Origin of the sequence: Flavobacterium selenitireducens (assembly GCF_014748335.1) — a bacterium.
In the GTDB taxonomy this organism is placed as follows: Bacteria; Bacteroidota; Bacteroidia; order Flavobacteriales; family Flavobacteriaceae; genus Flavobacterium; species Flavobacterium selenitireducens.
Genome location: NZ_JAAVIY010000001.1, coordinates 677,381 through 699,148, shown reverse-complemented (window position 1 = coordinate 699,148; position 21,768 = coordinate 677,381). Strand labels below are relative to the sequence as shown.

General features: G+C 49.4%; 24 protein-coding genes. 7 read left to right on the top strand and 17 right to left on the bottom strand.

The window, feature by feature from the left end; translation table 11 throughout:
• Positions 1 to 411 precede the first annotated feature (411 nt).
• The 8 genes from HC229_RS03075 to HC229_RS03040 all read right to left on the bottom strand — a co-directional run bounded on the left by HC229_RS03075 (position 412) and on the right by HC229_RS03040 (position 8,314).
• Entirely contained in the window at positions 412 to 2,208 is a 1,797-nt protein-coding gene (locus HC229_RS03075; RefSeq protein ID WP_191018962.1) for a cytochrome-c peroxidase, read from the bottom strand.
• 57 nt (positions 2,209 to 2,265) lie between these two features.
• Positions 2,266 to 3,732 carry an alkaline phosphatase PhoX gene (locus HC229_RS03070; protein ID WP_191018961.1) on the bottom strand — a complete coding sequence of 489 codons (1,467 nt, stop codon included), beginning with the start codon at positions 3,730 to 3,732 and terminating at the stop codon, positions 2,266 to 2,268.
• A gap of 181 nt (positions 3,733 to 3,913) precedes the next feature.
• Positions 3,914 to 4,858, bottom strand: coding sequence for a transporter family protein (locus HC229_RS03065; RefSeq protein ID WP_191018960.1), 945 nt, complete (start codon positions 4,856 to 4,858; stop codon positions 3,914 to 3,916).
• On the bottom strand, positions 4,858 to 5,889 hold the full coding sequence (locus HC229_RS03060; protein WP_191018959.1) for a cytochrome-c peroxidase: 1,032 nt from the start codon (positions 5,887 to 5,889) through the stop codon (positions 4,858 to 4,860). Before HC229_RS03060 ends, HC229_RS03065 begins: the two co-directional genes overlap by 1 nt.
• Positions 5,889 to 6,689, bottom strand: coding sequence for an MbnP family protein (locus HC229_RS03055; RefSeq protein WP_191018958.1), 801 nt, complete (start codon positions 6,687 to 6,689; stop codon positions 5,889 to 5,891). The genes HC229_RS03060 and HC229_RS03055 overlap by 1 nt, the downstream gene beginning before the upstream one ends.
• A gap of 78 nt (positions 6,690 to 6,767) precedes the next feature.
• Complete coding sequence (locus tag HC229_RS03050) at positions 6,768 to 7,136, bottom strand: hypothetical protein (RefSeq protein ID WP_191018957.1); 369 nt, start codon at positions 7,134 to 7,136, stop codon at positions 6,768 to 6,770.
• A 2-nt stretch (positions 7,137 to 7,138) separates the two neighbouring features.
• The gene (locus HC229_RS03045) at positions 7,139 to 7,936 is read right to left on the bottom strand and encodes a TerC family protein (protein WP_191018956.1); all 798 of its coding nucleotides are present in this window, start codon (positions 7,934 to 7,936) and stop codon (positions 7,139 to 7,141) included.
• Between the two features lie 9 nt (positions 7,937 to 7,945).
• The gene (locus HC229_RS03040) at positions 7,946 to 8,314 is read right to left on the bottom strand and encodes a DNA topoisomerase IV (protein WP_191018955.1); all 369 of its coding nucleotides are present in this window, start codon (positions 8,312 to 8,314) and stop codon (positions 7,946 to 7,948) included.
• Positions 8,315 to 8,644: 330 nt separating this feature from the next.
• Here HC229_RS03040 and HC229_RS03035 point away from each other — a divergent pair, with 330 nt between their 5' ends.
• Entirely contained in the window at positions 8,645 to 9,592 is a 948-nt protein-coding gene (locus HC229_RS03035; protein ID WP_191018954.1) for a sialate O-acetylesterase, read from the top strand.
• Complete coding sequence (locus tag HC229_RS03030) at positions 9,592 to 10,410, top strand: alpha/beta hydrolase (RefSeq protein WP_191018953.1); 819 nt, start codon at positions 9,592 to 9,594, stop codon at positions 10,408 to 10,410. Before HC229_RS03035 ends, HC229_RS03030 begins: the two co-directional genes overlap by 1 nt.
• 442 nt (positions 10,411 to 10,852) lie before the next feature.
• On the opposite strand, the gene HC229_RS16580 is transcribed toward HC229_RS03030, so the two are convergent.
• From HC229_RS16580 to HC229_RS03010, 5 genes are all read right to left on the bottom strand, one after another.
• Positions 10,853 to 11,071: a DUF6095 family protein gene (locus HC229_RS16580; RefSeq protein WP_223845501.1), complete on the bottom strand. Its 219-nt coding sequence runs from the start codon at positions 11,069 to 11,071 to the stop codon at positions 10,853 to 10,855.
• The gene (locus HC229_RS03025) at positions 11,043 to 11,360 is read right to left on the bottom strand and encodes a hypothetical protein (protein WP_191018952.1); all 318 of its coding nucleotides are present in this window, start codon (positions 11,358 to 11,360) and stop codon (positions 11,043 to 11,045) included. The genes HC229_RS16580 and HC229_RS03025 overlap by 29 nt, the downstream gene beginning before the upstream one ends.
• The gene (gene murQ / locus HC229_RS03020) at positions 11,360 to 12,190 is read right to left on the bottom strand and encodes an N-acetylmuramic acid 6-phosphate etherase (RefSeq protein WP_191018951.1); all 831 of its coding nucleotides are present in this window, start codon (positions 12,188 to 12,190) and stop codon (positions 11,360 to 11,362) included. Before murQ ends, HC229_RS03025 begins: the two co-directional genes overlap by 1 nt.
• Positions 12,191 to 12,455: 265 nt before the next feature.
• Positions 12,456 to 13,163 carry a ZIP family metal transporter gene (locus HC229_RS03015; protein WP_191019088.1) on the bottom strand — a complete coding sequence of 236 codons (708 nt, stop codon included), beginning with the start codon at positions 13,161 to 13,163 and terminating at the stop codon, positions 12,456 to 12,458.
• A complete protein-coding gene (locus HC229_RS03010; protein ID WP_191019087.1) occupies positions 13,163 to 13,921 on the bottom strand; it encodes a class I SAM-dependent methyltransferase in 759 nt (252 codons plus the stop codon). The genes HC229_RS03015 and HC229_RS03010 overlap by 1 nt, the downstream gene beginning before the upstream one ends.
• 61 nt (positions 13,922 to 13,982) lie before the next feature.
• Here HC229_RS03010 and HC229_RS03005 point away from each other — a divergent pair, with 61 nt between their 5' ends.
• Together HC229_RS03005 and HC229_RS03000 are read left to right on the top strand one after the other, a co-directional pair.
• Positions 13,983 to 15,140, top strand: a complete 1,158-nt coding sequence (locus HC229_RS03005) for a THUMP domain-containing class I SAM-dependent RNA methyltransferase (RefSeq protein ID WP_191018950.1) — start codon at positions 13,983 to 13,985, stop codon at positions 15,138 to 15,140.
• Positions 15,137 to 15,370 carry a hypothetical protein gene (locus HC229_RS03000; RefSeq protein WP_191018949.1) on the top strand — a complete coding sequence of 78 codons (234 nt, stop codon included), beginning with the start codon at positions 15,137 to 15,139 and terminating at the stop codon, positions 15,368 to 15,370. The genes HC229_RS03005 and HC229_RS03000 overlap by 4 nt, the downstream gene beginning before the upstream one ends.
• A gap of 24 nt (positions 15,371 to 15,394) precedes the next feature.
• On the opposite strand, the gene HC229_RS02995 is transcribed toward HC229_RS03000, so the two are convergent.
• Genes HC229_RS02995 through rlmD form a run of 3 tightly spaced genes read right to left on the bottom strand, consistent with a single transcriptional unit; the run spans position 15,395 to position 18,039 of the window.
• Positions 15,395 to 16,132 (bottom strand): DUF6048 family protein, encoded by a 738-nt coding sequence (locus tag HC229_RS02995; RefSeq protein WP_191018948.1) that lies wholly within the window; start codon positions 16,130 to 16,132, stop codon positions 15,395 to 15,397.
• Positions 16,104 to 16,619, bottom strand: coding sequence for a DUF6452 family protein (locus tag HC229_RS02990; RefSeq protein WP_191018947.1), 516 nt, complete (start codon positions 16,617 to 16,619; stop codon positions 16,104 to 16,106). Before HC229_RS02990 ends, HC229_RS02995 begins: the two co-directional genes overlap by 29 nt.
• Positions 16,620 to 16,626: 7 nt before the next feature.
• Positions 16,627 to 18,039, bottom strand: coding sequence for a 23S rRNA (uracil(1939)-C(5))-methyltransferase RlmD (gene rlmD / locus HC229_RS02985; protein ID WP_191018946.1), 1,413 nt, complete (start codon positions 18,037 to 18,039; stop codon positions 16,627 to 16,629).
• A gap of 197 nt (positions 18,040 to 18,236) precedes the next feature.
• Between rlmD and HC229_RS02980 the strand changes: the two genes are divergently transcribed.
• Positions 18,237 to 19,295 (top strand): sensor histidine kinase, encoded by a 1,059-nt coding sequence (locus HC229_RS02980; protein WP_191018945.1) that lies wholly within the window; start codon positions 18,237 to 18,239, stop codon positions 19,293 to 19,295.
• A 58-nt stretch (positions 19,296 to 19,353) separates the two neighbouring features.
• A complete protein-coding gene (locus HC229_RS02975; RefSeq protein ID WP_191018944.1) occupies positions 19,354 to 19,764 on the top strand; it encodes an OsmC family protein in 411 nt (136 codons plus the stop codon).
• Between the two features lie 48 nt (positions 19,765 to 19,812).
• Here the strand turns inward: HC229_RS02975 and HC229_RS02970 are convergent, their stop codons facing one another.
• Complete coding sequence (locus HC229_RS02970; RefSeq protein ID WP_191018943.1) at positions 19,813 to 20,262, bottom strand: hypothetical protein; 450 nt, start codon at positions 20,260 to 20,262, stop codon at positions 19,813 to 19,815.
• A gap of 209 nt (positions 20,263 to 20,471) precedes the next feature.
• Here HC229_RS02970 and rocD point away from each other — a divergent pair, with 209 nt between their 5' ends.
• Entirely contained in the window at positions 20,472 to 21,716 is a 1,245-nt protein-coding gene (gene rocD, locus HC229_RS02965; RefSeq protein ID WP_191018942.1) for an ornithine--oxo-acid transaminase, read from the top strand.
• The last annotated feature ends 52 nt before the right edge of the window (positions 21,717 to 21,768 follow it).

The following is a 21,768-nucleotide window of genomic DNA, read 5'->3' as shown; positions in this document are numbered from 1 at the left end:
TCGGTTGTCAGATTCTTCTTTAAAAATCAGAGGCAAATTGGTATACGGCCAATAACGAAACCCTATTCGCGGAAAACGCGTCAAAACAAAATAGGATTCGAGTATAGAAGTATAATCTCTCGCTAAATACAGCCAATAAGAAAGCCGCAAATTCGCGAATTCGCGGCTTTAGTATTTGAGGCAAGCAACAACGTCCGCCAAAATCGATTGTCAGATTCCTCTTTACAAATCAGTGCCAAATTGGTGTACGGTGATAACGAAACACTATTGGCGGTAAAACGCGTCAAAACAAAATAGAATTCCAATATAGGCGTGACAATTTCTTGCTATATACAGCCATAAGAAAGCCGCAAATTCGCGAATTCGCGTTTACTATTTGAGGCAAGCAACAACGTCCGCCAAAATCGGTTGTCAACGCCGCCGTCGCAGGTCAGGTTTATTTTTTATGTACTCCGAATCGGTGAGCGCCTTGATAAATGCAACCAATTGGCTTTTCTCGTTCGCGGTAAGGTTGAGCTTTTCGGTTGGGAGCGTTTGGTTGGGTACATCATATCCGAGCCCGGTTCCGCCGCCTTTATCGTAAAAATCGACGACTTCCTCAAGCGATTTGTAGACGCCGTTATGCATATACGGAGCCGTTACCGCGGCGTTGCGAACCGTCGGCGTTTTGTAGGCGTGCAGGAATTGCGGCATTTTGGTAACGGCAAACCGCCCGGGATCGTCGCTGATTTGTTTCCCGTCCGCAAATTTTGGCGTTCCCAGAACTTCCTGCTCGGTTTTCGAATAACGCGGAGGAACCGATCCGTTGAACAAAGGTGTAAAATGGCAAGTGGCACATTTGGCTTTACCCATAAAGAGATTCATACCGGTAATTTCGTCCCGATCCATCGCCGTTTTTTCGCCCCGGACATAACGGTCGAATTTGGAATCGAAAGCGTTCAGGCTCCGGATGTAACTCGCCAGGGCGTTCTGTATCTGCCAGTTTTTTACGTCTTTTTCATCGGGAAACGCTTTGGAAAACAGGGTGTTGAACTTGGCGTCTTTTTTTACGACGGGCAAAAACAGCGTAAGATCCCCATGCATTTCGTCTTTATTGGCAATCACGTCCGCGCTTTGTTTTTCGAGATCAGGTTGGCGCAAGTCCCAAAAAAGCGCATTTTGGAATGCGGAATACGTCAGCGTCGGCGTGTTGCGCACGAGATTGGATCCGGTCAGCGAGACATTGACGGCCAATCCGTCCGTAAAGGCTTTCTCAGGATGATGGCAGCTCGCACAGCTGCGATCCTGGTCTTTGGAAAGGCGGCTGTCGTAAAACAGCATTTTTCCCAATTGCGCTTTTTCATTGGTGAACCCGTATTCTTTTGATGGGCTAAAAGCATCGACGTCAAACGCATTCTTATCGAAAAAAGTCGCTGCAGACGATCGTATCGCATTTGTCCTCGGCACCGATGCGATCTGGTTGGAATCCCTGAATTCCTTGAGTGCGTTGCCAATCGGAATCAGATAATTGGAGATGAAAGCGGCTCTGTCGAACGAGTTGAAACCTGGATTTTCCCGACAATACCGCGAGGCGTCGGAGAGTAATTTTCCAAGATCGGCGGGGCGTTTTCCGACGTCGGACATCTCGATGACGTTTTTGATGGAAGACATCGCCTCGGCTGTCTCAGGTATCGATAACAGCGCGACCGGAGAATCAAAACCCGTAATACCCAATGCCGTTATCCGCGAAAGATGCTGTTGGAGAGCGTCGACGATATAGTCGTTGGTAATCGCGACAGCTTGCAAGTGAGTCCGGATTTGTCGGATATTGGAAAGCAGAACGCCTGTTTCCCGCTTCAACTCATTTTGGTTGGCCTTGTCGTATATCGGAAACAGCATTTCCTCGACAACCTGGAAACCCGCCGGCGGGAAAAACCGGTTTTCGTCCGCTTCTACCTCGTCAAGGGCCGGGCCGTTTATGAAGCGGGCGACAGACGGTTGGAAATATTCGACGGCCCATTCGCAATGCTTGTACAATGTGCGACAGCCCGTGAATTGCTTTTGCAGTCCGGACTGGGATCCGTTCTTTTCGACGAGATCGCGCAACGTGACGATTTCCGTTTCCAGTGAATCGATGTTCTCAAGAAGCTGTTCCTTCACGGTGAGCTGTCGCGGTTCAAGATGACATCCGACAAGGAAAGTCAATAAAAGCAGGCTAAGATATCTCATGGCATATAAAACAAAACAACCCTAGATGTCCAGGGTTGTCAAGTAAGCATTTGGTGGTTAGCGTTGTACGTTTCGGATGATGACGGTTTGCCCCGCCTCTTTGTTCGTATTGGTTCCGCTGCCGTCCGCATTCAGGAAGGCATCGCTTTGCCAGGTGTGAGGATGGATGTTGACCAGGAAGGTGTCGGGTACGCCGATGATGTCGGAAATGTCGATCATCGCTCCGTACTCCCAGCTTCCGAGTCGCATTTCTCCCGATTGGTTGAATTGGCCGTTCCACGCTGCGTCGTTGCGCTTGTGGTTCATGTTGAGCCAAGGTTTCAACGCTTTGGAGCGGATGTCATATTGCCAGATATACGAATCGTGCTGGGCCGCCTGATAGTAACTGTCGCCGTCTTCCTGTATGTACACGAAATTGTCGGTTACGCAAAGGTTGTCCGGATTGATCATGCCGGTTCCCGGTGTGCTGTCGCCCTCCGCAATAACCTCGATGCTTCCTTTAAGCGGGTCGTTGGCATCCATTTTAAGGCGATATACGCGTCCCCACATGGTGTAACCTTCGACCGGTTGATTGTTCGTAGCCTGTCCTGTCGCCGTAAAATAGACCTCGCGGTTGTTGGCTTTGCTGCCTTTGCGGTAATCGACATCCTCGACGCGCGAAAAGCGGATCGCGCCAAGGTTGTTGGCCGTCGTATTGATCACGGCTCCCGTAAGTGACGCCGCGTTCGGGATCTCCACCCAGCTTACAGGGTAGGAGTTGTTGAGCGCGATGTTCATCTCGACCTGGTTGCCATCGTTTCTCTTGAGCACGTACAGTTTTCCGTTCTGTAAATCTCCAACGGTGTTGCTTACATACATAATGAGCTGCCCCGCGCTCACATGAGCCGTTCCATACGATTGATCTTCCCCTATCAGGATCACGGTTTTCCCTGGATACACGTTCTTCGGAAGCGGCACGGCATTTTCCATACTGGCTTTTCCAAGGGCCGGAAGCACACGGTCAGTGCGGCTTTTGTCGCTTACCGGGCTGAATACGTCGATGCCGTGCACCATGCTTTCTTCCCCGCTTTCGCCTGCGGTCAAAAAGATTGGGCCGAAACCGTGTATTTCAGGCGTTGCCAATGTAGCCGAGCACAAGCGCGTCAAGCCTCCGATCCCGTCTACGATATATTCGCCTTTTACCGGCTTGAACGTCTCGTCGAGATACACACGCGACACCGATTTAAGGATTTCGTGGTTGGTGAACATGATGTAACCCTTGCCGGAAGGATCTTTCATCAGGCCCTGTCCGTCAGGTTGGGCGCCATAAACGAACGACGGCGACTGGCTCAGGTCGTCGGCACTGGTGATCAGCGTGGAGATTTCCAGGTTTTCGAAACCCGTCATGCCATAGACCAATGGCGGGATATCCGAATTTGTGGTGAAATTGATTTTGTTGTTGACTTTCGGGCCCGAATCGTCATCGCCGCAGCTAACGGCCAAAACCGCCGAAACCGCCAAAGAAGCAAGAATTGTTTTTCTCATGGTTGTGTTTTTTTGTTGAGGCAAAACTATTCTTGCTATGTTATGGCGGCTTTAAGCGAAAATTTTGAAATGGGTATCGCTTTGGCGTTTCAGTTCATCAAATCGTTACTGTTTATAATCGATGTAAATAAAACTCAATTAATAGTTAAAAAATTAATCATGATGATGATGGTCGATGCTTTCAGAGACTGTAGTTCAGGTTGAGTCCGAAGCGGTATTTCGCGTCGACGCGCCCGCCGGTCAGGTTTTGGCTTATCGGAAGCAGAAATTGCGCGCCGGCCGACCATTTGCCCAAGCCGGTTTCCAAGCCCAGTTTACCAAAGACGACGCTTCCCGAGGTTTCAGACACGCGTTGGCCATATTGCCGGTTGCTTTCCGATACTTCCCCGGCAACTCCCAGCTGGGGCGAAACAGAGAAATCATTTCGTTCGTGAAGCCAGAACAGCGTTCCGGAATAGCTGAATTGGTTTCCGAAACGATAATGCTTGTCGTTTTCGGTCTTGACGACGTAATTGAGCATCGTTTGCAAACCGAATTTTTTGCGTCTCGCGATATGTTCGGCCAAGAACAAGTAATCCCAACTCCCTGTCCCAAGCTGGAAACCAGGATTGATCGAGCCATTATTGGTCGCATCGTATTTCCCGGTAGGCGCTTTTACTCCGGCTCCAAGCTGTATCGTATGGGCAAGGAAAGTAGAATCGGACATCGTTTGATAGACGCGGTACAACCCGATCGCCGTCAAATCGCCCACACCGGAAATCGTGTTGGAGCCCGTCTGCGTTTCCCGTGAATTGCTGTGATACGGAAGCAAAACGCTTACCTGGGTATTTTTAAAGATCGGGATGCGGCCCCAAACCTGTACGGAATTGAACTGTTCGGTATACCAGGGCGAGTTGGCATAAAGCCCATCAGTGCTCGAATAACGCTGGTAAATGTAGCGCAAGCCGACGAAATTCGTGTTGAGCAGCGAGGCGAAGCCCATGCTTCCTCCAGTTGCCGAACATCCGCAAGCGTCGCAATCGTCGAGCATTTGCGCAAATTTGTGTTTGTAGTCTATCGAAAGGCTGTCTTTTTCGGACGCAAACAACAGCGTCGGAAATAAAAAGGACAATAGGAATTTCTTCATCAGAATTCTGAAAATTTAGGGTTGGTAAGGAATTCCTCGTCCGTCAAGGTTTTGAGGAATGCGATGATGTTCGATTTTTCCAAGTCCGAAAGCGGAATCCCGATCGTGCCGTTTTGTCGCAGGACAGGATCGAGTGTCGGAGAATCGACCATGTTGGATGCGTAGTGGTCGAGCACAGAAGAAAGGGTGTAGAACCTTCCGTCATGCATATAAGGCGCGGTTTTTTCGACGTTGCGCAAACTCGGAACACGGAATTTGAAACGGTCGGAGGCGAGTCCCGTTACGGATTCACGCCCGAAATCGCCGAGTTGCGCATTGAACGAGAGCCCGTTGTTGCGAAACGAATTGTCGGTTTGTAAATCTGTGGCGTGACACGAGCCGCATTTTTGCTGGAACGACTGATAGCCCGCCATTTCGGTATTCAAGAGCGTACCCGGACCTTCGTTGCGGCGGAATTTGTCGAACCTTGAATTGGAACTTTGCATCATCGCCATGAATTGGCCGAGCGCTTTGAGCAAGTGTTCCGTATCGATTTCCGCATCAGGAAAGGCGCGCTTGAACATCGTGCGGTACTGGGCGTCAGATTGCATCATCGTGACGATGGCCGCGAAATTCCCGTGCATCTCAATCTCGCTCGTGATCGGAATGATCGGTTGCAGATCGAGATTGTCCGAAACGCCGTCCCACATAAACGAATTTTGGAACGCCATGTTCTGGATCGCAGGCGTGTTTCTCATGCCGACCGCATTATCGATGCCGTGGCTAAGGCTGTGGCCGTGATGGGTGAACGCGTGTTGCTGGATGTGACAGAAACCGCACGAAATCGTTGCGTCCGAAGACAGGCGACCGTCGTAAAAGATCTTTTTCCCGAGTTCAAATCCCGCCTCGGTAGGAGGATTGGCGTTAAAATTATAGGCGAAATCCGGGAAATTGGACGGCCTGGCTACCTCCAGCGGAACGTCCACATAATCAGAATCATCGGGCGAGCACGCGGCCAGCCCGATGAAAGCTAAAACGAAAAACCGATTCATCAGTCGTTGTGAACGTGGTCTATCGTAAACATTTCCGACAAATTTGCGGTAATTAAAGCCAAGTTGGCGCCGCCCATGATCATAGCGCCCGTTCCGCCGGAATTATTCTCGGAAAGCAGGATATTGTTCTGGCCATCGATGATTTTAGAAGCGTCCGCAAATACGTGGATCTGGGGCGTTATGTTCGTGCGGACCAAGGCTGCATTGGTCAGCGGCAACGTGACCGAAGTGTAATTGTAATCGGTTCCGGTCTTGCCTGTGTGCACCATGAAAACGGTTGGCGAACCTACGCCCGGCGAAGTGAACGTACCTTCGAAAGCAAGGAATTTGTACCCTGCGCCCCACGACCACAGCATGTCTTCGGTTTGCGCCAACGCCAGGAAATCGCCCTGTCCGTCGGCTCCAAGTTCCCATTGTTGCTGGTCGACGCCTATCCCAAAGCTTACCGAGACGTAGTCGCCTGACGGTATATTTTCCAATTTCAGGATTTGAGAGGCGACATCGGTCTCGTCAACGATGAAATAACTTTGGGATTTCGGATAGGTAAAGACCGTTCCGTCAGATTTGGTCAATTTGATGTTGCTCACTATATATTTAAGCAAGCTTACTTTAAGGACTTCATTTCCAGATGTCGTGTTGGGTTGTGTCTCCAAAATGAGGTTGTTTCCCGCGTAGACGTTGTCAAATTCGAGATTGAGTTTTCCGGTTCCGGTCGCCGCCGGGGCGCTGTCGTCATTGTTACAAGAGACAAATAGGGAAGCGGCTGCCATTGCGGCAACAAATAGTTTTGTCGTTTTCATTCGATTCTGTATATAGTTGATGTATGCCCAATGGGCGTTAAAAAGGAGAACCATGCTGGTTCAAAAACGAATAATCAACTATGCCACGACAGGCGGATGGAAAACAGAACCGTCAAAACCGACGGGATTGGAAGTGGTATGAAAGTATCCGATGCGATTTTCAGTAACCGGAATTTCGTCCGAAACTGCGGTATTCACATCGATATTGCAAAATAGTTCAATAGGGGAGAAACCTTTTTTGTCGTTTTGGGAAGCCGGTTTTTCGGTTTCGGACGCCTTCGCGAGTTCCTTCATCAAATGGCACTTACCGTTGCATTGCATTTCGGGTTCGGCCCTATTTTCGCAAAGATAAACCACGATATAATCGTAATTGAGCGCATATTCCACAACCGGAAGCACCGGCTTGAGCAGGAATAAAAAAGCGGTTATTACGATGAAATATCTCAAAATCAGGCAGGTTCGTCCGGTGAATTTTTTTTGCTGTGCTTGTCCATTTTCATATTGAGGAACTCGACCAACAGCGAGAACGCTATGGCAAAATACAGATAGCCTTTCGGAATGGACGTCACGCTGTTTCCAAAAAACGACGCGTGGGAAACGTGGGCCGCTTCGGTCACAAGCATAAATCCGATAAGCACCAAAAACGACAGCGCCAGGATCTGGATCGAAGGATGGTTGTTCACGAAATTCCCAACCGGGACCGCAAACTGCATCATGATCAGTACCGAAATCACAACCGCCGTCACCATGATGTAAATTGCCCCTTCGACGCCGTTGGTCATTCCCACGGCCGTCAGGATGCTGTCGAAAGAGAATACGATGTCGATGAGGATGATCTGGAAGATCACGTTGCCAAACGACTTCGCGGCGCTTTTCTTGACCTGCTTCTCCTCGTGTCCTTTATAATCCACTTTTTCACGGATCTCTACCGTACTTTTATACAACAGGAACAATCCGCCGAGAAACAGGATGATGGCCTGTCCGGAAACGTGCATTTCCAGCCAAGACGTCTCGATATTGAACCAAGGCTCTTTCATGGCAATCAGCAAACTGATCCCGAACAACATCGCAATGCGCATGAACATCGCCAGGAACATTCCTATTTTGGTCGCTTTTTTTCGCTGCTCCGGCGGTAGTTTTCCCGTAGTGATCGAGATGAAGATGATATTGTCGATCCCGAGTATGATCTCGAGAAAAGTCAGTGTCAATAAGGCAATCCAGGCGTTCGGATTCAGGAAAACTTCCATCTATGCGTATTATTTTATTTTAGTTACGGTACCTTTTTGTTTCGCCGCACTCCCGACGATCCCGAACTCAAAGGTATACGAATTTTTCGATGTGGTCAAGATTTTCATGGCAATCGCCTTGCGCTCGGCCATATTTTTGGGATGCAATTTCTGCACGATATATTCGCAGTCGTTTACCCATCTAATCGAGGCGGTGTCTGCCTTTCCGTCATAAAAATCAATTTCCTGGTTTTCAGTGCGCACGAATGTCGTCGTCTTTTTTACGCCGTCGACCTCGGTCGTGAATTCAAAAGTCCCGGTTTTGAAATCCTTACAGTCGCGTTCTGCCTGATAGCAAGACAAAAACGCAAGCGGCAAAAGTAAAAACAGTTTTTTCATTGATCTTTTTGATTTTTATTTGGGCAGCAAATCCCGCTGTCCGCTTCAAGTCCTCGTTCCCCAACCGGTTTTTTGGCGGCCGGGCTGCGGCTTCCGTTGGTCGCCGCGCCAATCCGCAAAAATCACGGTCGGGGAACTGTGGGCTTTTCGCTTCCATCGCGGCTGCGGGCCCGTTTGCAAAAGTAGTTCAGGATTTCCATCCGGTAAAGCTCGAGCGGGATAATTTCGCCACAATCCGTCAAATTTGGTTCCTGCGAATTAAAACGCTTTTCGTATTTTTCCGACAACAAACGTTTACAAGCGACAGTAAACGACAACAAACGACTACAAATGCTTAATTACCGCTTATCCCGATTTTTTATTTGCAGTTTTGCCTTGTTCGCCGGAATGCATTCATCTGCGGCACAGGTCAAAAAGCAAAAGCCATCTGCCAAGGGTGACACTTTCCGGATGTTTTATCTCGGCGGCCAGTCCAACATGGAAGGGTTTGGGTACGTCAAAGATCTACCCGCAGAACTCTCCGGACCCATGCAGGACGTATACATTTTCGATGGCAATCGCGGTGGAGATGGCCAAAGCGGTCTGGGAGTGGGCAAATGGGAGCAACTGCGCCCGGGTCACGGAACCGACTTTTCAACCGACGGCAAACAAAACAAATTGTCGGCGCGTTTCGGCCCCGAAATGACGTTCGCCGAGCGAATGCGGGAATTGTATCCCGGTGAAAAAATAGCGATCGTCAAATATGCAAGGAATGGATCGGGGATCGACAGCCTGGCCACCGGCCCGTTCGGCTGTTGGGAACCCGAATATCGCGGCAAGCCCAATCAATGGGATTTTTTCCTTAAAACGGTAAAAGGCGCCCAAGCGATACAAGATATAAACGGAGACGGAAGGCCCGATACGCTCGTGCCTTCGGGAATCCTTTGGATGCAAGGCGAGGCCGATGCGTGTTTTACGGAAGAAATCGCCTATGAATACCACAAGAATTTAGCGCATCTGATAGGGAAGATGCGTGAGGTTTTCGGAAACAACGATTTACCGGTGGTCATCGGCAAGATCTCGGATTCGGGCCAGAACGAGACCGGAATTTTGATGAAATACGGCGATGTGGTGCGCGCCATGCAGGAAAGATTCGTCTCGGGCGACTCCAATTCGGCTATCGTCAGGAATACGTCAAAATACGGTTATTCCGATGCCTGGCACTACGACAGCGCCGGTTATATGGATTTTGGAATTCAATTCGCCAACGAAATGGCCAAACTATTAAAAAGGAAGTGATGAAGTTATATATCGCGTTGTTGTTTTTTGTCGCAAGCCAGAGTAGCTGTGCGCAACAGGACTTTCGAAACCTCAAATACGGGGAGGAAGCCCAACAAAACCTGGATTTGTTCCTGCCGGTGCAACACGACAGGAAAACACCGGTCGTCCTGATGCTGCACGGGGGCGCCTGGAGTCTCGGAGGCAAGGAATACACCGATAAGACCGCACGGGACTTACGCGACCGCGGTTTTGTCGTGGCCAACATCGACTACCGTTACGTGAGCGAAAAAATAAGCGCCAAAGATTTGCTTGACGATATCGCGTTGGCCGAAACGCTTATGAGGCAACTTTCGGCCAAACATCGGTTTGCTTCGGCAGAATATCACGTATCGGGAATTAGCGCGGGAGCCCATCTGGCAATGTTGTATGCATATACGCGAAACTCAGGTGTAAAATCCGTGGCGGTGCTTTGCGGCCCGACGCAATTTGACACCAAAGAAAACCAAGCACATATCGAGCGGATGCAATTGGCCGCCGTCGTGGAAAAGTTGGCAAATTCCAGCTATAAAAAAGATGAGCAGCCAAACGCAGCGTTCACTGCGATCAGCCCGTATGCCAGGATCAAAAACATCCCCACTTTGTTGTTTCACGGTGACAAGGATGACCTTGTGCTATATTCCCAAGCCACGGTAATGCGCAATGCCCTCGAAAAAGCGGGCGTCAAAAACGAGCTCGTTACCATGACGGGAAAGGGGCACGATTGCGGGATGAACCAGCCCGACTCTGAAAAGGTCGTGCTGGACAAAATCGAAAATTGGGTCAAAAGATACAATTGACGAAAGGGATACCGGCGTAGAAAAATCTGGATATGAATTAAATGCCGTAAACCATGTCCGGAACTTTATCTGCTATTGAAATTTGACCGTACCCGGGTTTTCGAATAGTTGTGACAAACTGTTACGTAAAAAAAAAATTGACACCGAATTTGTGACAAAATAAAAAATTGAGAAAAGATGTCACAGATTCGGCGCTTGGACATTCCCTGTTTGTCATAATCAGGGCGCGACGGGAAGCCGTGCAGCTTTTCGTGTATTTGCACCGGTAAAGCGGCTCCTAACCAAAAGCGCAATCTTACACGCACCTAGAGATAGTGTTCCGTTCGCTTACAGCACTTTGCGCAACGTCTGAGATAAAATCGAGCCATCACGGCAAATTATAAGTTGATGCTCCGAATTAAATCAGGATTTTCGGCACAATTGCAGCGTTAGAATAGCTGCGTCAGTCGGTCATGCTCCTGACAATCGTCGACAATCCGCGAAACGAAAGATAGACGGCACCAAAACACATTAGTACGCCTATGGCCAACACCAAATAATGCCAGGCGGTATGCTGGTTTTGGAACGCGTTGTAAATTACGGTGGGCCCAATGAAAAACAAGGGGAGCGCAAAAGCGAGGAATTTGATTCCTTTATTCAGTAAGATTTTGTCCGTCGGCATTTTTATGAGTTACGTTGTTGATTGACAAATTGAAATACACGCCTAACGCAAATGCAGCGGCAGTGTGGAACAAGAAAAAGAAAACGGACGCGAAAATAATCGAATAACCGTATCGGTCATGCCTCGTTTCGACGATATTGGCCGTCCAGATCAAGGTTTGGCACAGAAACAATACGACCACGTTGCCACTCAAAAACCGGTTGCGCAACCGCCATTTCCTGACGAGCCAGAAAGCAGTTATCCAAAGCGCCACGCATACCAGCAGCAGAACCGCTCCAATTGCACCCATTACAGCTCAAGTCTTTTCGGATCGTAGTGTTCAACCGCTTTCCTGACACTTCCGAATTTGACCAGCATTTCGGAAGCTTCCTCGTAAGAAACCGGGATTTCGTCCATGATCATACGCACGCCCCGGTCGACGAGTTTATTGTTGCTGAGTTGCATGTCGACCATTTTGTTGCCTTTGACGCGCCCGAGCTGTATCATCGTGGCCGTAGAGATCATGTTGAGCACCAGTTTTTGTGCGGTGCCGGCTTTCATGCGCGAACTTCCGGTCACGAATTCCGGCCCGACGACGACTTCGACGGGAAACTTTGCGGCCAGGGCGACCGGACTTCCTGAATTACAGGTTATGGCGCCGGTCAGGATGCCGTGCTCGTTGCATTTATCGAGGCCGCCTATCACATACGGCGTCGTTCCCGAAGCCGCGATCCCGATTACGGTGTCGTTTGCGGAAATATCGGCGTTTTGCAAATCGATCCAGGCTTGTTGTTGATCGTCTTCGGCGTTTTCTACCGCGCGCCGTATGGCCGTATCGCCTCCTGCGATGATGCCGTTCACGAGGTCGAAAGGAACACCGAATGTCGGCGGGCATTCCGAAGCGTCGACGATTCCAAGCCTGCCGGAAGTTCCTGCGCCTATATAGAAAAGTCGTCCGCCATTTCTCATTCGGGACACGATTTGGCTCACGAGCGCCTCGATTTGCGGAAGGGCTTTTCCTACGGCAAGCGGAACGGTTTTGTCCTCGTTGTTGATGTTAGCCAATAACACGGAAACGGGCATGTTTTCAAGTGCCTCGTATCGAGACGATTGTTCGGTGGTTTTGGTGAAGTCTGCCATGATGTGGTTTTTCCTTGGTTCCCGAAATTGCGGTTTCGGTTCATGGCAAATATAGGAAATATGGGACGGGAGTTCCGGATTTTGTTTCGGTCCGCAGCTTGGTCGTCGACAACGGGACGCGATAAGGATGGAGGCGTTGTCGGAGCTCTTTGTCGGAAACCTCAAAGGTTTTGGAGATCGTTCGGTCGTGACGCTACTATTCGCAAACCTTTGAGGTTTGGCAAAAGCGACCGCCGACAGCCTGGGCCGAAGGCATCGCCCATAATCAGAGGAAACTGGCCAGCACGATGCCCAAAACGATGACGGTAATCTTTGCGATGTTGAATTTGTGGTTTTCGCTGGCTTCGAAAATAATCGTGGATGAAATGTGGAACAAAATCCCGATCACGACCGCCGTGATCTCGGCATAATAGTGAGAGAGGACGGGCAGGGCTACCGAAGCGTAAGTTCCCAGAGGCGTCATCAGCGCAAACGTCAGCATAAAGCCGAAAACCTTCGACTTGCTCATTCCCGAATTGATAAAGAACAGCGTCAGGATGATCGCAATGGGCAGATGGTGAATGGCGATGCCCCAGGCCAGATCGTGATGATGGCCCACGGGAAAGCCCTCGAGCAAGGCGTGCAGGCACAAACTGATGAACAGCGACCACGGAATTCGGTTCATTTGGCCGTGTCCGTGAACGTGTCCGTGTTCGGCTCCTTTTGAAAAAAATTCGAGTACGATCTGCAACAGTATGCCGCCCATGATGAAAATCCCGATCGAAGTGGCATGGGAATGTCCGTGTCCGTGCGAATCGTGTGCGTGGAGCGTCGCTTCGTACACTTCTGGAAGCAAATGCAGCACGGTCAGCGACAGCAGGAACGAGCCGCTGAAGGCGAGCAGTAATTTGAGGTTGGATTTCTTTTGCGGACGCAGGAACAACGCAAATGCGAATCCGATGAGCACGGAAAGCAGCGGCAAGAGATAATTCATCATTTGAAGACCATGATTAGGCGTTCGCTATCGGTTTTGTGGAATTTGCGCAACTTGTAATCGCCAAAGACGTCGAGCAGGTAGATCCCGGCCTCGTCCATCATTGCCTGGAAATCATCGAGCGTGAGCGCCTGTACTTTTTCCTGAAAGGCGAACTGTTGGCCATTGTCTGAAAACCGTATTTCCTTGACGATGTGATTGTCTTCCACGAACCGCTTGATATGGAATTCGATGCCGTCGACCGTCTTGGTTTCTTTTGGCACGAGACCCGAAACGACTTTGTGGACATTCATGAAGTCGATGACGGCGAATCCGTATTCCGACAGGCTGTCGTGGATCGCCTTGAGCGTGGTGGCGTTGTCGTCGTCCGATTCGAAATAACCGAAGCTCGTGAACAGGTTGAAAATGGCGTCGAACTTTTCTTCCCAGGGCTCGCGCATGTCGTGCACTTTGAAATGAAGTGTCGCATTTGAAGATTTCGAAGCCTCCTGGATGCTGTTTTCGGACAAATCGGCTCCCGTTACATCATAGCCAAGGCGGTTCAGGTAAATCGAATGGCGACCTTTTCCGCAAGCAAGGTCGAGGATTTTAGCTTGGTCGGGCAAGTTCAGGTAAGCCGTGATGTTGTCCATAAACAACTGGGCCTCGGCGTAATCGCGATCTTTGTAAAGAATGTGGTAATAAGGCGTGTCGAACCAGGAAGCATACCAATTTTGAGGTTTGCTGGCATTTGGATCCGTACTTTGGGAATTTGGCATTGACGTATGGGATGAATCTTGCAAATTTAGTCTATTTTTGCAGCGTTTAAGCCATTTCCACATGGAAAATAATTTTACGATGGTCGCCAAGACCTTCTTCGGATTTGAGGAAATTCTGGCCAAGGAGTTACAACAGCTGGGCGCCCAAAAGGTTGAGCCTGGCATCCGCATGGTCAGTTTTTTGGGAGATAAAGGGTTTATGTACAAGGCCAATGTGGCGTTGCGCACGGCTCTCAAAATCCTGAAGCCGATACACAAGTTCCGCGCATTCAACGAGTCGAGCCTTTACAAAGGCATCCAAATGCTCGATTGGTCCGAATATCTTGACGCCAATCAGACGTTCGTGATCGACGCGACGGTACATTCCGACCACTTTTCCCATTCGGAGTTCGTGGCCCAAAAGTGTAAGGACGCCATTGTCGATCAATTCCGCAACAAGACCGGACAACGCCCGAGCGTCGATAAAATCCATCCTGATTTGCGCATCAATGTCCATATCGGTAAAGACCAGTGCAATGTTTCCCTCGACACTTCAGGAGCGTCGCTGCACCATCGCGGCTATCGTACCGCGACGAACATTGCGCCCATCAACGAAGTTTTGGCGGCGGGCATGTTGTTGCTTTCCGGTTGGGACGGCTCGTCTGACTTTCTCGATCCGATGTGCGGCTCGGGGACGATCCTAGCCGAAGCGGCCATGATTGCGTGCCATATCCCTGCTAACATCAACCGACGGGAGTTTGCGTTCGAGAAATGGAAAGATTGGGATAACGAGCTGTTTGAGACGATTGTCAACGGATTGCTCAAGAAGACGCGCGAATTCCACTATTCGATCATCGGATACGACAAGGCGCCGTCTGTGGTGATGAAAGCCAAGGACAACCTGAAAAATGCGAATCTCGACGACTATGTCAAAGTATACGAGCGCAATTTTTTCGATACGCAAAAAGAAACGCAAGGCCCGCTTCACATGGTGTTCAATCCGCCTTATGGGGAAAGGCTTGACATCCATCTCGAGCGTTTTTACCGGGAGGTCGGGGATACGTTGAAAACCTCGTATCCGAATACGAACGCCTGGTTCATAACGGGCAATATCGAAGCGCTCAAGTTCGTAGGACTAAAGCCATCGAGAAAAATTAAACTGTTCAACGGAAGCCTCGAGGCACGTTTCGTCAAATACGAGATGTACGAGGGCAGCCGAAAAGCCAAATTCCAGCCATGACGCCACAAACCAAAGCGCTGTTGTACAATTTCGTCGCTTTTGCGATCCTGTACATCCCGCTGTATTTCCTGATCCAGCATTTTACCGACCTTTCCGGGCTATGGCGTCCGATCACGGCTTTTGTGGCCACGACCATACTTTCTCCGAAATTCCAGGCGATCCGCACCAACGACGGCATGAAGATTTACATGTCGTGGATGTTCGTCAAGGGTGTGAAGGAAGTGAAGTAGTTGGAATAACGCAAGTCGATGCGTTTATTTCTTTTTTTCCTTTTTGTCCGCTTTCTTGACCTTCGATTTGTAAATCGGCAGGAAATACGAAACCGTGTAATTGAAACCGACACCGAATTTTCCCTCATAGGTTCGGTTGAATCCCGGAATATAGAGATTGGCGAAGTTATCGGGCGTCTTTTCCGAAATCATGTAGTTCATGCGCAGGCTGAATCCGACGTAAATGTTCTTCAGGACCTCGGCCTTCATGCCCAGTACGACTTCGGCCCAACTCGAGCTGAGTCCGTTGAATTCCTCTCCGGACACCACGACGATTTCTTCCCCGAAATCATTGTTCGGATTATAGATCTTGTACGAATTCAACTCTTGGCTGAACGAACTTAAGCCGTAGCGCAGCCCGATCGTAATAACGTTGTCCATATCGAGCCAGTTGTCGTAGAAATTGTAATCGAACCCGAATTTCAGATAGGTGCCTTTCGTGGTAAAATTCACGCGGTCGTCATCGGTCGTCTTGTCCTCGTTTCCCAACTCCACGGCGAGAAAGTAACTTCGCGTCAGGCGGTAGTCACCAGCGAGTTCTATGCCGCGGTAACCGTCATCCCAAAACGTCCGGGATAGCTTGAACAGGTCGACGCCGACGCGCAACCCGTGACGCGTGAACTTCGGCACGGCCGTATCGGCAACCACCGCAACCGAATCCTGTTGGGCGAATCCGATCGCACAAACAAAAAGGCTAAAAATAAATCCTGATATGTGTTTCATCCTCGAATTCTATCGTATGGTTGTCAATGATTACCGTCTCAAGCCAGTTGCCGCCAGCGCCGTTGTTCACGACAAGGCCCGGGATTCCCGTCTCCTGGCTCAGGTCGAAGACGGTCTTGTAGCCACAGGCACGGGATACGTAAATGTCCCTTGTCGCGTAGGTAAACGTAACCGTATCCGCAAAAGTAGGCGTTTGAGGAACGTCGTCATCGTTTATGGTAAAAGTGTACGTCGTCGAGGTCTCGAACGTTTTGAGCGGGACAAAAATCTTGTTTACGTTGGTAAACCTGATAATCGAATCGTTATCGGCAGACTTAATGGTAAAATTGGTCACATTCCTCGGTTGGGAATTGTTCGTGTAATTGAAAAATTCAATGACCACGCGGGGCGTCGTGGGTGTCGATCCTGCGCAAACGTCGTCGCGCTCGCAGTTCAGGGTCAGCAACACGACGAGCGTGAGGGCCAATCCGCACATTATTCTCTTCATAACAAAATCAGCGTTTTTCCAAAAGTACGACATTTTCGACGTGGTGCGTTTGCGGAAACATATCCACAGGGCGAACGCGTACCACTTTGTAAGCCTCGTCCATAAGCGCAAGGTCGCGGGCCTGTGTGGCCGAATTGCAGCTCACGTAAACCACTTTTTGAGGTGCGATCTTGAGGATTTGGGCTACTACGTCCTTGTGCATGCCATCGCGGGGAGGATCGGTTATCAGGACATCGGGATGCCCGTGAGTGTTGATGAAATCATCGTTGAAAACCATTTTCATGTCGCCTACGAAAAATTCGCAATTGTCGATATTGTTTCGTTTGGCGTTTTCCTTGGCCTCGGCTATGGCTTCGGGCACGCTTTCGACACCGATTACTTTTCGAGCCATTTTGGAGACGAACTGGGCGATCGTGCCGGTTCCGGTATAGAGGTCATAGACGAGTTCGTTTCCGGTAAGTCCGGCGAAATCGCGTGTTACTTTGTAGAGTTCATACGCCTGTGAAGGATTCGTCTGATAAAAAGACTTGGCATTTATCGAAAATTTGAGGCCTTCCATTTCTTCAAAAATGTGGTCGCGCCCTTTGTATACTTTCACGTCCTGGTCGTAAATGGTATCGTTCTGCTTTTGGTTGACGACATATAATAAGGAAGTGATTTGGGGAAAGCGCGCCGACAAAAAGTCCATGACGAGTCCGCGCTCGGATGCATTGTCGTCAAAAAACTGGATCAATACCATGACTTCTCCCGTCGATGCCGTCCTGATCATCAACGTGCGCAGCAAACCTTCGTGATTTCTCGGATCGAAAAACGCGAGGTTGTTCTCGATCGCGAACCTCCTGACTTCATTCCGTATGTCGTTCGACGGGTCTTCCTGCAGCCAGCATTTGTGGATGTCGAGGATTTTATCCCACATTTTCGGGATGTGGAAACCCAGGGCGTTGCGATCGTCGAGGTCCGTCGTCGAGGCGATCTCCTGTTGGGTGAGCCAACGCGAGTTCGAAAACCCGAATTCCATTTTATTGCGGTAGAAGAATTGTTTTTCAGATCCTAGGATAGGCTCGAATTCGGGCAATTCCACCTTGCCGATGCGCTGGAGATGATTGAGTACCTCGTTTTGTTTATAATGCAATTGACGTTCGTAATCCATATTTTGCCATTTGCACCCTCCGCAAACGCCGAAATGTTCGCAAACAGGTTCCGTCCTGTGTTCGGAAAACTCATGGAATTTAATCGCCCTGCCTTCGTAATACGCTTTTCGCTTCCTGAAGGTTTGTACATCGATGACGTCCCCGGGAACTACATTCGGTATGAAAATCACTTTTCCGTCCGGGGCTTTTGCGACCGAAACACCTTTGGCTCCGGCGTCGAGCACGCTAATGTTCTCGAAGACGATGTTGTCTTTGTTTTTTCTTGCCATGGCGCAAAAGTAATGACAATTGAGAATTTTGGGCTTATTATCGGGAGTTTTTTGATAAGCGGATTTTGCGATGCCTGATACGGGGCCGCACAATATTTTCTACGGAATTAACCGCGATGCGAGCCGTCCAAAAATAAAGTTGTTTAACTTTTTCCTAAGATTATTAGTCCTAACTTTAAACCTCCAAAAACAACTACATGTTACTTTATAAACGCCTTTCCTCTATTGGTTTCCTGAGTAAAAATTATGCGTATAAGTTTCTTTTTGTAGCCTTCCTCGGCATTCATGTTCCGCTTATCGGGCTTATTTTTCTTGTTTTATTTTCGGATGTACAGGAGGAGCCTGCGCTGATCCTGCTTTTCACGCTTGTTTTGACGCTTTTGGCCACCGCGGTCACTTTGATGCTGCTCAAGAAACTAACACAGCCTGTGCAGGTCGCTTCCCAACAGTTGGAACGCTACCGTCTGCAAAACGTCGTTCCCGATTTGCCGCGCAGTTTCAAGGACGAGGTCGGGATATTGATGAGCAACGTCCAAAGCACGATCGAGGAGAACCAGGCGCTCGGGGCCGAAAAACTCGACCTGATTTATCTGCTTTCCCACGATCTTAAGAATTTCGCTACGAATTCCCAGGCGTTGGCCAAACTGATTCCGGAAGAGTCGAGCCGTTCCCAAATCGATGAATACGCGCGGCTGATAATAGAATCGACTGGCCAGCAGTTTCGGTTTATAGAGAATTTTATCAGGCTCATAAAGGACGAGGAAGACATCGCCAAACGCCTGCCGGTTTTCCGGACGATATCCATTCGCGAAGTCATCTCGGAAATCAACAAAGAGAAAGGAAACGATTTTTCCCAAAAAGCGCTCGCGCTCGTGGTCGAGAACAACAAACCGCAACTGCAATTGCCGATCGAGTTTGATTTGCTCATACGGGTTTTGGTCAACCTGCTCGACAATGCCATAAAATTCTCCGAGCGAGGTTCGTGTATCCGGCTGAATTTTCACGAGGACGAGCAGGCGGTCACGATCAGCGTGATCGACGAAGGCCTTGGCTTTGAACCGGGCCAGGCCGATTCGCTTTTCCGTAAATTTTCGCCGATGGCGCGCAAGGGTACCGAAAATGAGCCAACCATGGGAATCGGGCTTTACTTGTGTCGGAAAATCGTCGAAAAATACGATGGGAAATTACTTGCCGAGAGCAAAGGTCCGCACAAAGGCGCGAAATTCACCGTAATTTTCGGAACGACCGTAGTCTAGCTAAGGTGACCAATTAACGATCAACACATACACAATTCAACAAATACACAAAGAAACAATGAAAAGACATGCAACCGCCGTATGGCAAGGATCGCTCAAAGAAGGAGCAGGAAAACTGACCACGCAAAGCAAAACGCTTGACAATACCCAGTATTCGTTCAAGACGCGATTTGAAGAAGGCGTCGGGACCAACCCGGAAGAATTGGTCGCAGCGGCTCACGCGGGATGTTTTACGATGCAGCTTTCGGCTTTCATCACAGAGGAAGGATTTGAAATCGAATCCATCGAAACCCGTTGTGACATCGATTTGCAAGCCGGCACGATCATAAGCTCGGAACTCGAATTATCGGCAAAAGTAGCCGGAATTTCAGAAGAGAAGTTCCAGGAACTCGTGACGAAAGCTGAAAAGAATTGTCCGATTTCGAAGCTGCTAAATGCGAAGATATCGTCCAACGCAAAATTACTGTAAAGCAAAAGGCCCCACTAAAGGGCCTTTTTTATTGGATCAGCTTTGCAATCAATATGTCGCCTCGAAGCTTCCATCGGTAATTACCTTGGTTTCCCCATCGTCGGTCGCGACAACGGTGCCTGAGAAAGTCCCCTTTACGAAATTGTTCGTGCTCTCCGAAACAACAGTAGAAAAGCTGCCGTTTTTCTGGAATTCCCGTTCGCCCTCTTGCAGTCCGAAATACCAGCTCGCGTCGTTTCCGGTCTCTCCCTGCATCATGATGATCGAGATGGTCTTCGACGGATCGTTATCGATAGATCCCGTTATGGTCACATCGGTATACGTAAAGCCATTGTCGGTAAATTCTTGTGTGCCAACGCTTACCGTGTTGAAGGTGTAAGGAGTCCCATCGATGGTCGCCTTGATCTTGCGCGTGCTTTGTCCGTCGGAACTGTCGTCGGAACTGCAGGAAATCAGCGGCAGGCAAGCCATAAAAAGGAAAAGCGTAATTTTTTTCATAGTAAAGGAATTGTTGTTGTAAACATCAAATATATCGCTTAACGGCAAGTTTACAATGAAACAATCCAGATTTAACAAAGCGCAACGTTACAGTTAAAAACTCAACAGGTTTGTGTGGGATTTTTTGCCGATTATTCATTATTTTTGCCCGAATCGGGTGATTTCTCCCCTTAAGCAGGAATCGTAGGCAACAATTAAATAATACAGGAATGTCAGTTTTGCAAACCACGAAATCCGAGGCGCTCATGGGCCTTGAAAACGAGTACGGTGCCCACAATTATCATCCATTGCCGGTTGTGCTCAGCCGGGGCGAAGGCGTTTACGTCTGGGATGTTGAGGGCAAGCGCTATTATGATTTTCTTTCGGCTTACTCGGCCGTGAACCAGGGGCATTGCCATCCGAAGATAATCGGGGCGCTCATGGAGCAGGCGCAAACACTTACGCTGACCTCGCGTGCGTTCTACAACGACAAGCTCGGCCCATACGAAAAGTTCATCACGGAATATTTCGGATTTGATAAAATGCTGCCGATGAACACCGGTGCCGAGGCCGTGGAAACCGCGCTTAAGATCTGCCGGAAATGGGCTTACGAGGTCAAGGGGATCGCTGAAAAACAAGCTGAGATCATCGTCTGTGAAGGTAATTTCCACGGGAGAACCACTACCATAATTTCGTTTTCCAACGACGAAGGGGCGAGGCGCAATTTCGGGCCTTACACGCCTGGATTCGTAAAGATTCCGTACGACGACCTCGGGGCTCTGGAAAACTCGCTTAAAAATTCGACCAATATCGCAGGCTTCCTTGTAGAACCTATCCAAGGAGAAGCCGGCGTTTATGTGCCTTCGGAAGGCTATCTCGCCCAAGCCAAGGCGCTTTGCGAAAAATACAATGTTCTTTTCATAGCCGACGAAGTGCAGACGGGAGTGGCGCGCACCGGAAAACGATTGGCAGTCGATCACGAAGACGTAAAGCCGGACGTATTGATCCTCGGCAAAGCCCTTTCAGGCGGTGTTTACCCAGTTTCTGCCGTACTTGCCAACAATGAGGTCATGAACGTCATCAAGCCGGGACAACACGGTTCTACCTTCGGAGGAAACCCAATCGCTGCGGCGGTCGCAATTGCCGCACTCGAAGTGGTTTCGGACGAAAAACTGTCAGAAAATGCGGATTTCCTTGGGAAACTGTTCCGCGAGAAGATCGGTGCTTATATCCAAACGTCGAACATTGCGTCGCTCGTGAGAGGGAAAGGATTGCTCAACGCTATTCTCATCAATGATTCCGAAGACAGTTCCACGGCCTGGGACATTTGCATGAAACTTCGCGACAATGGGCTCCTTGCCAAACCGACCCATGGCAACATCATTCGATTCGCACCGCCGTTGGTCATGACCGAAGCACAACTGCTCGACTGCGTGTCCATCATAACGAATACCTTACGGGACTTCGAGAGATAAAATTGGATCCGCCTCCGGGCGGATTTTTTATTTACATTTGGCCTTTTGCAAA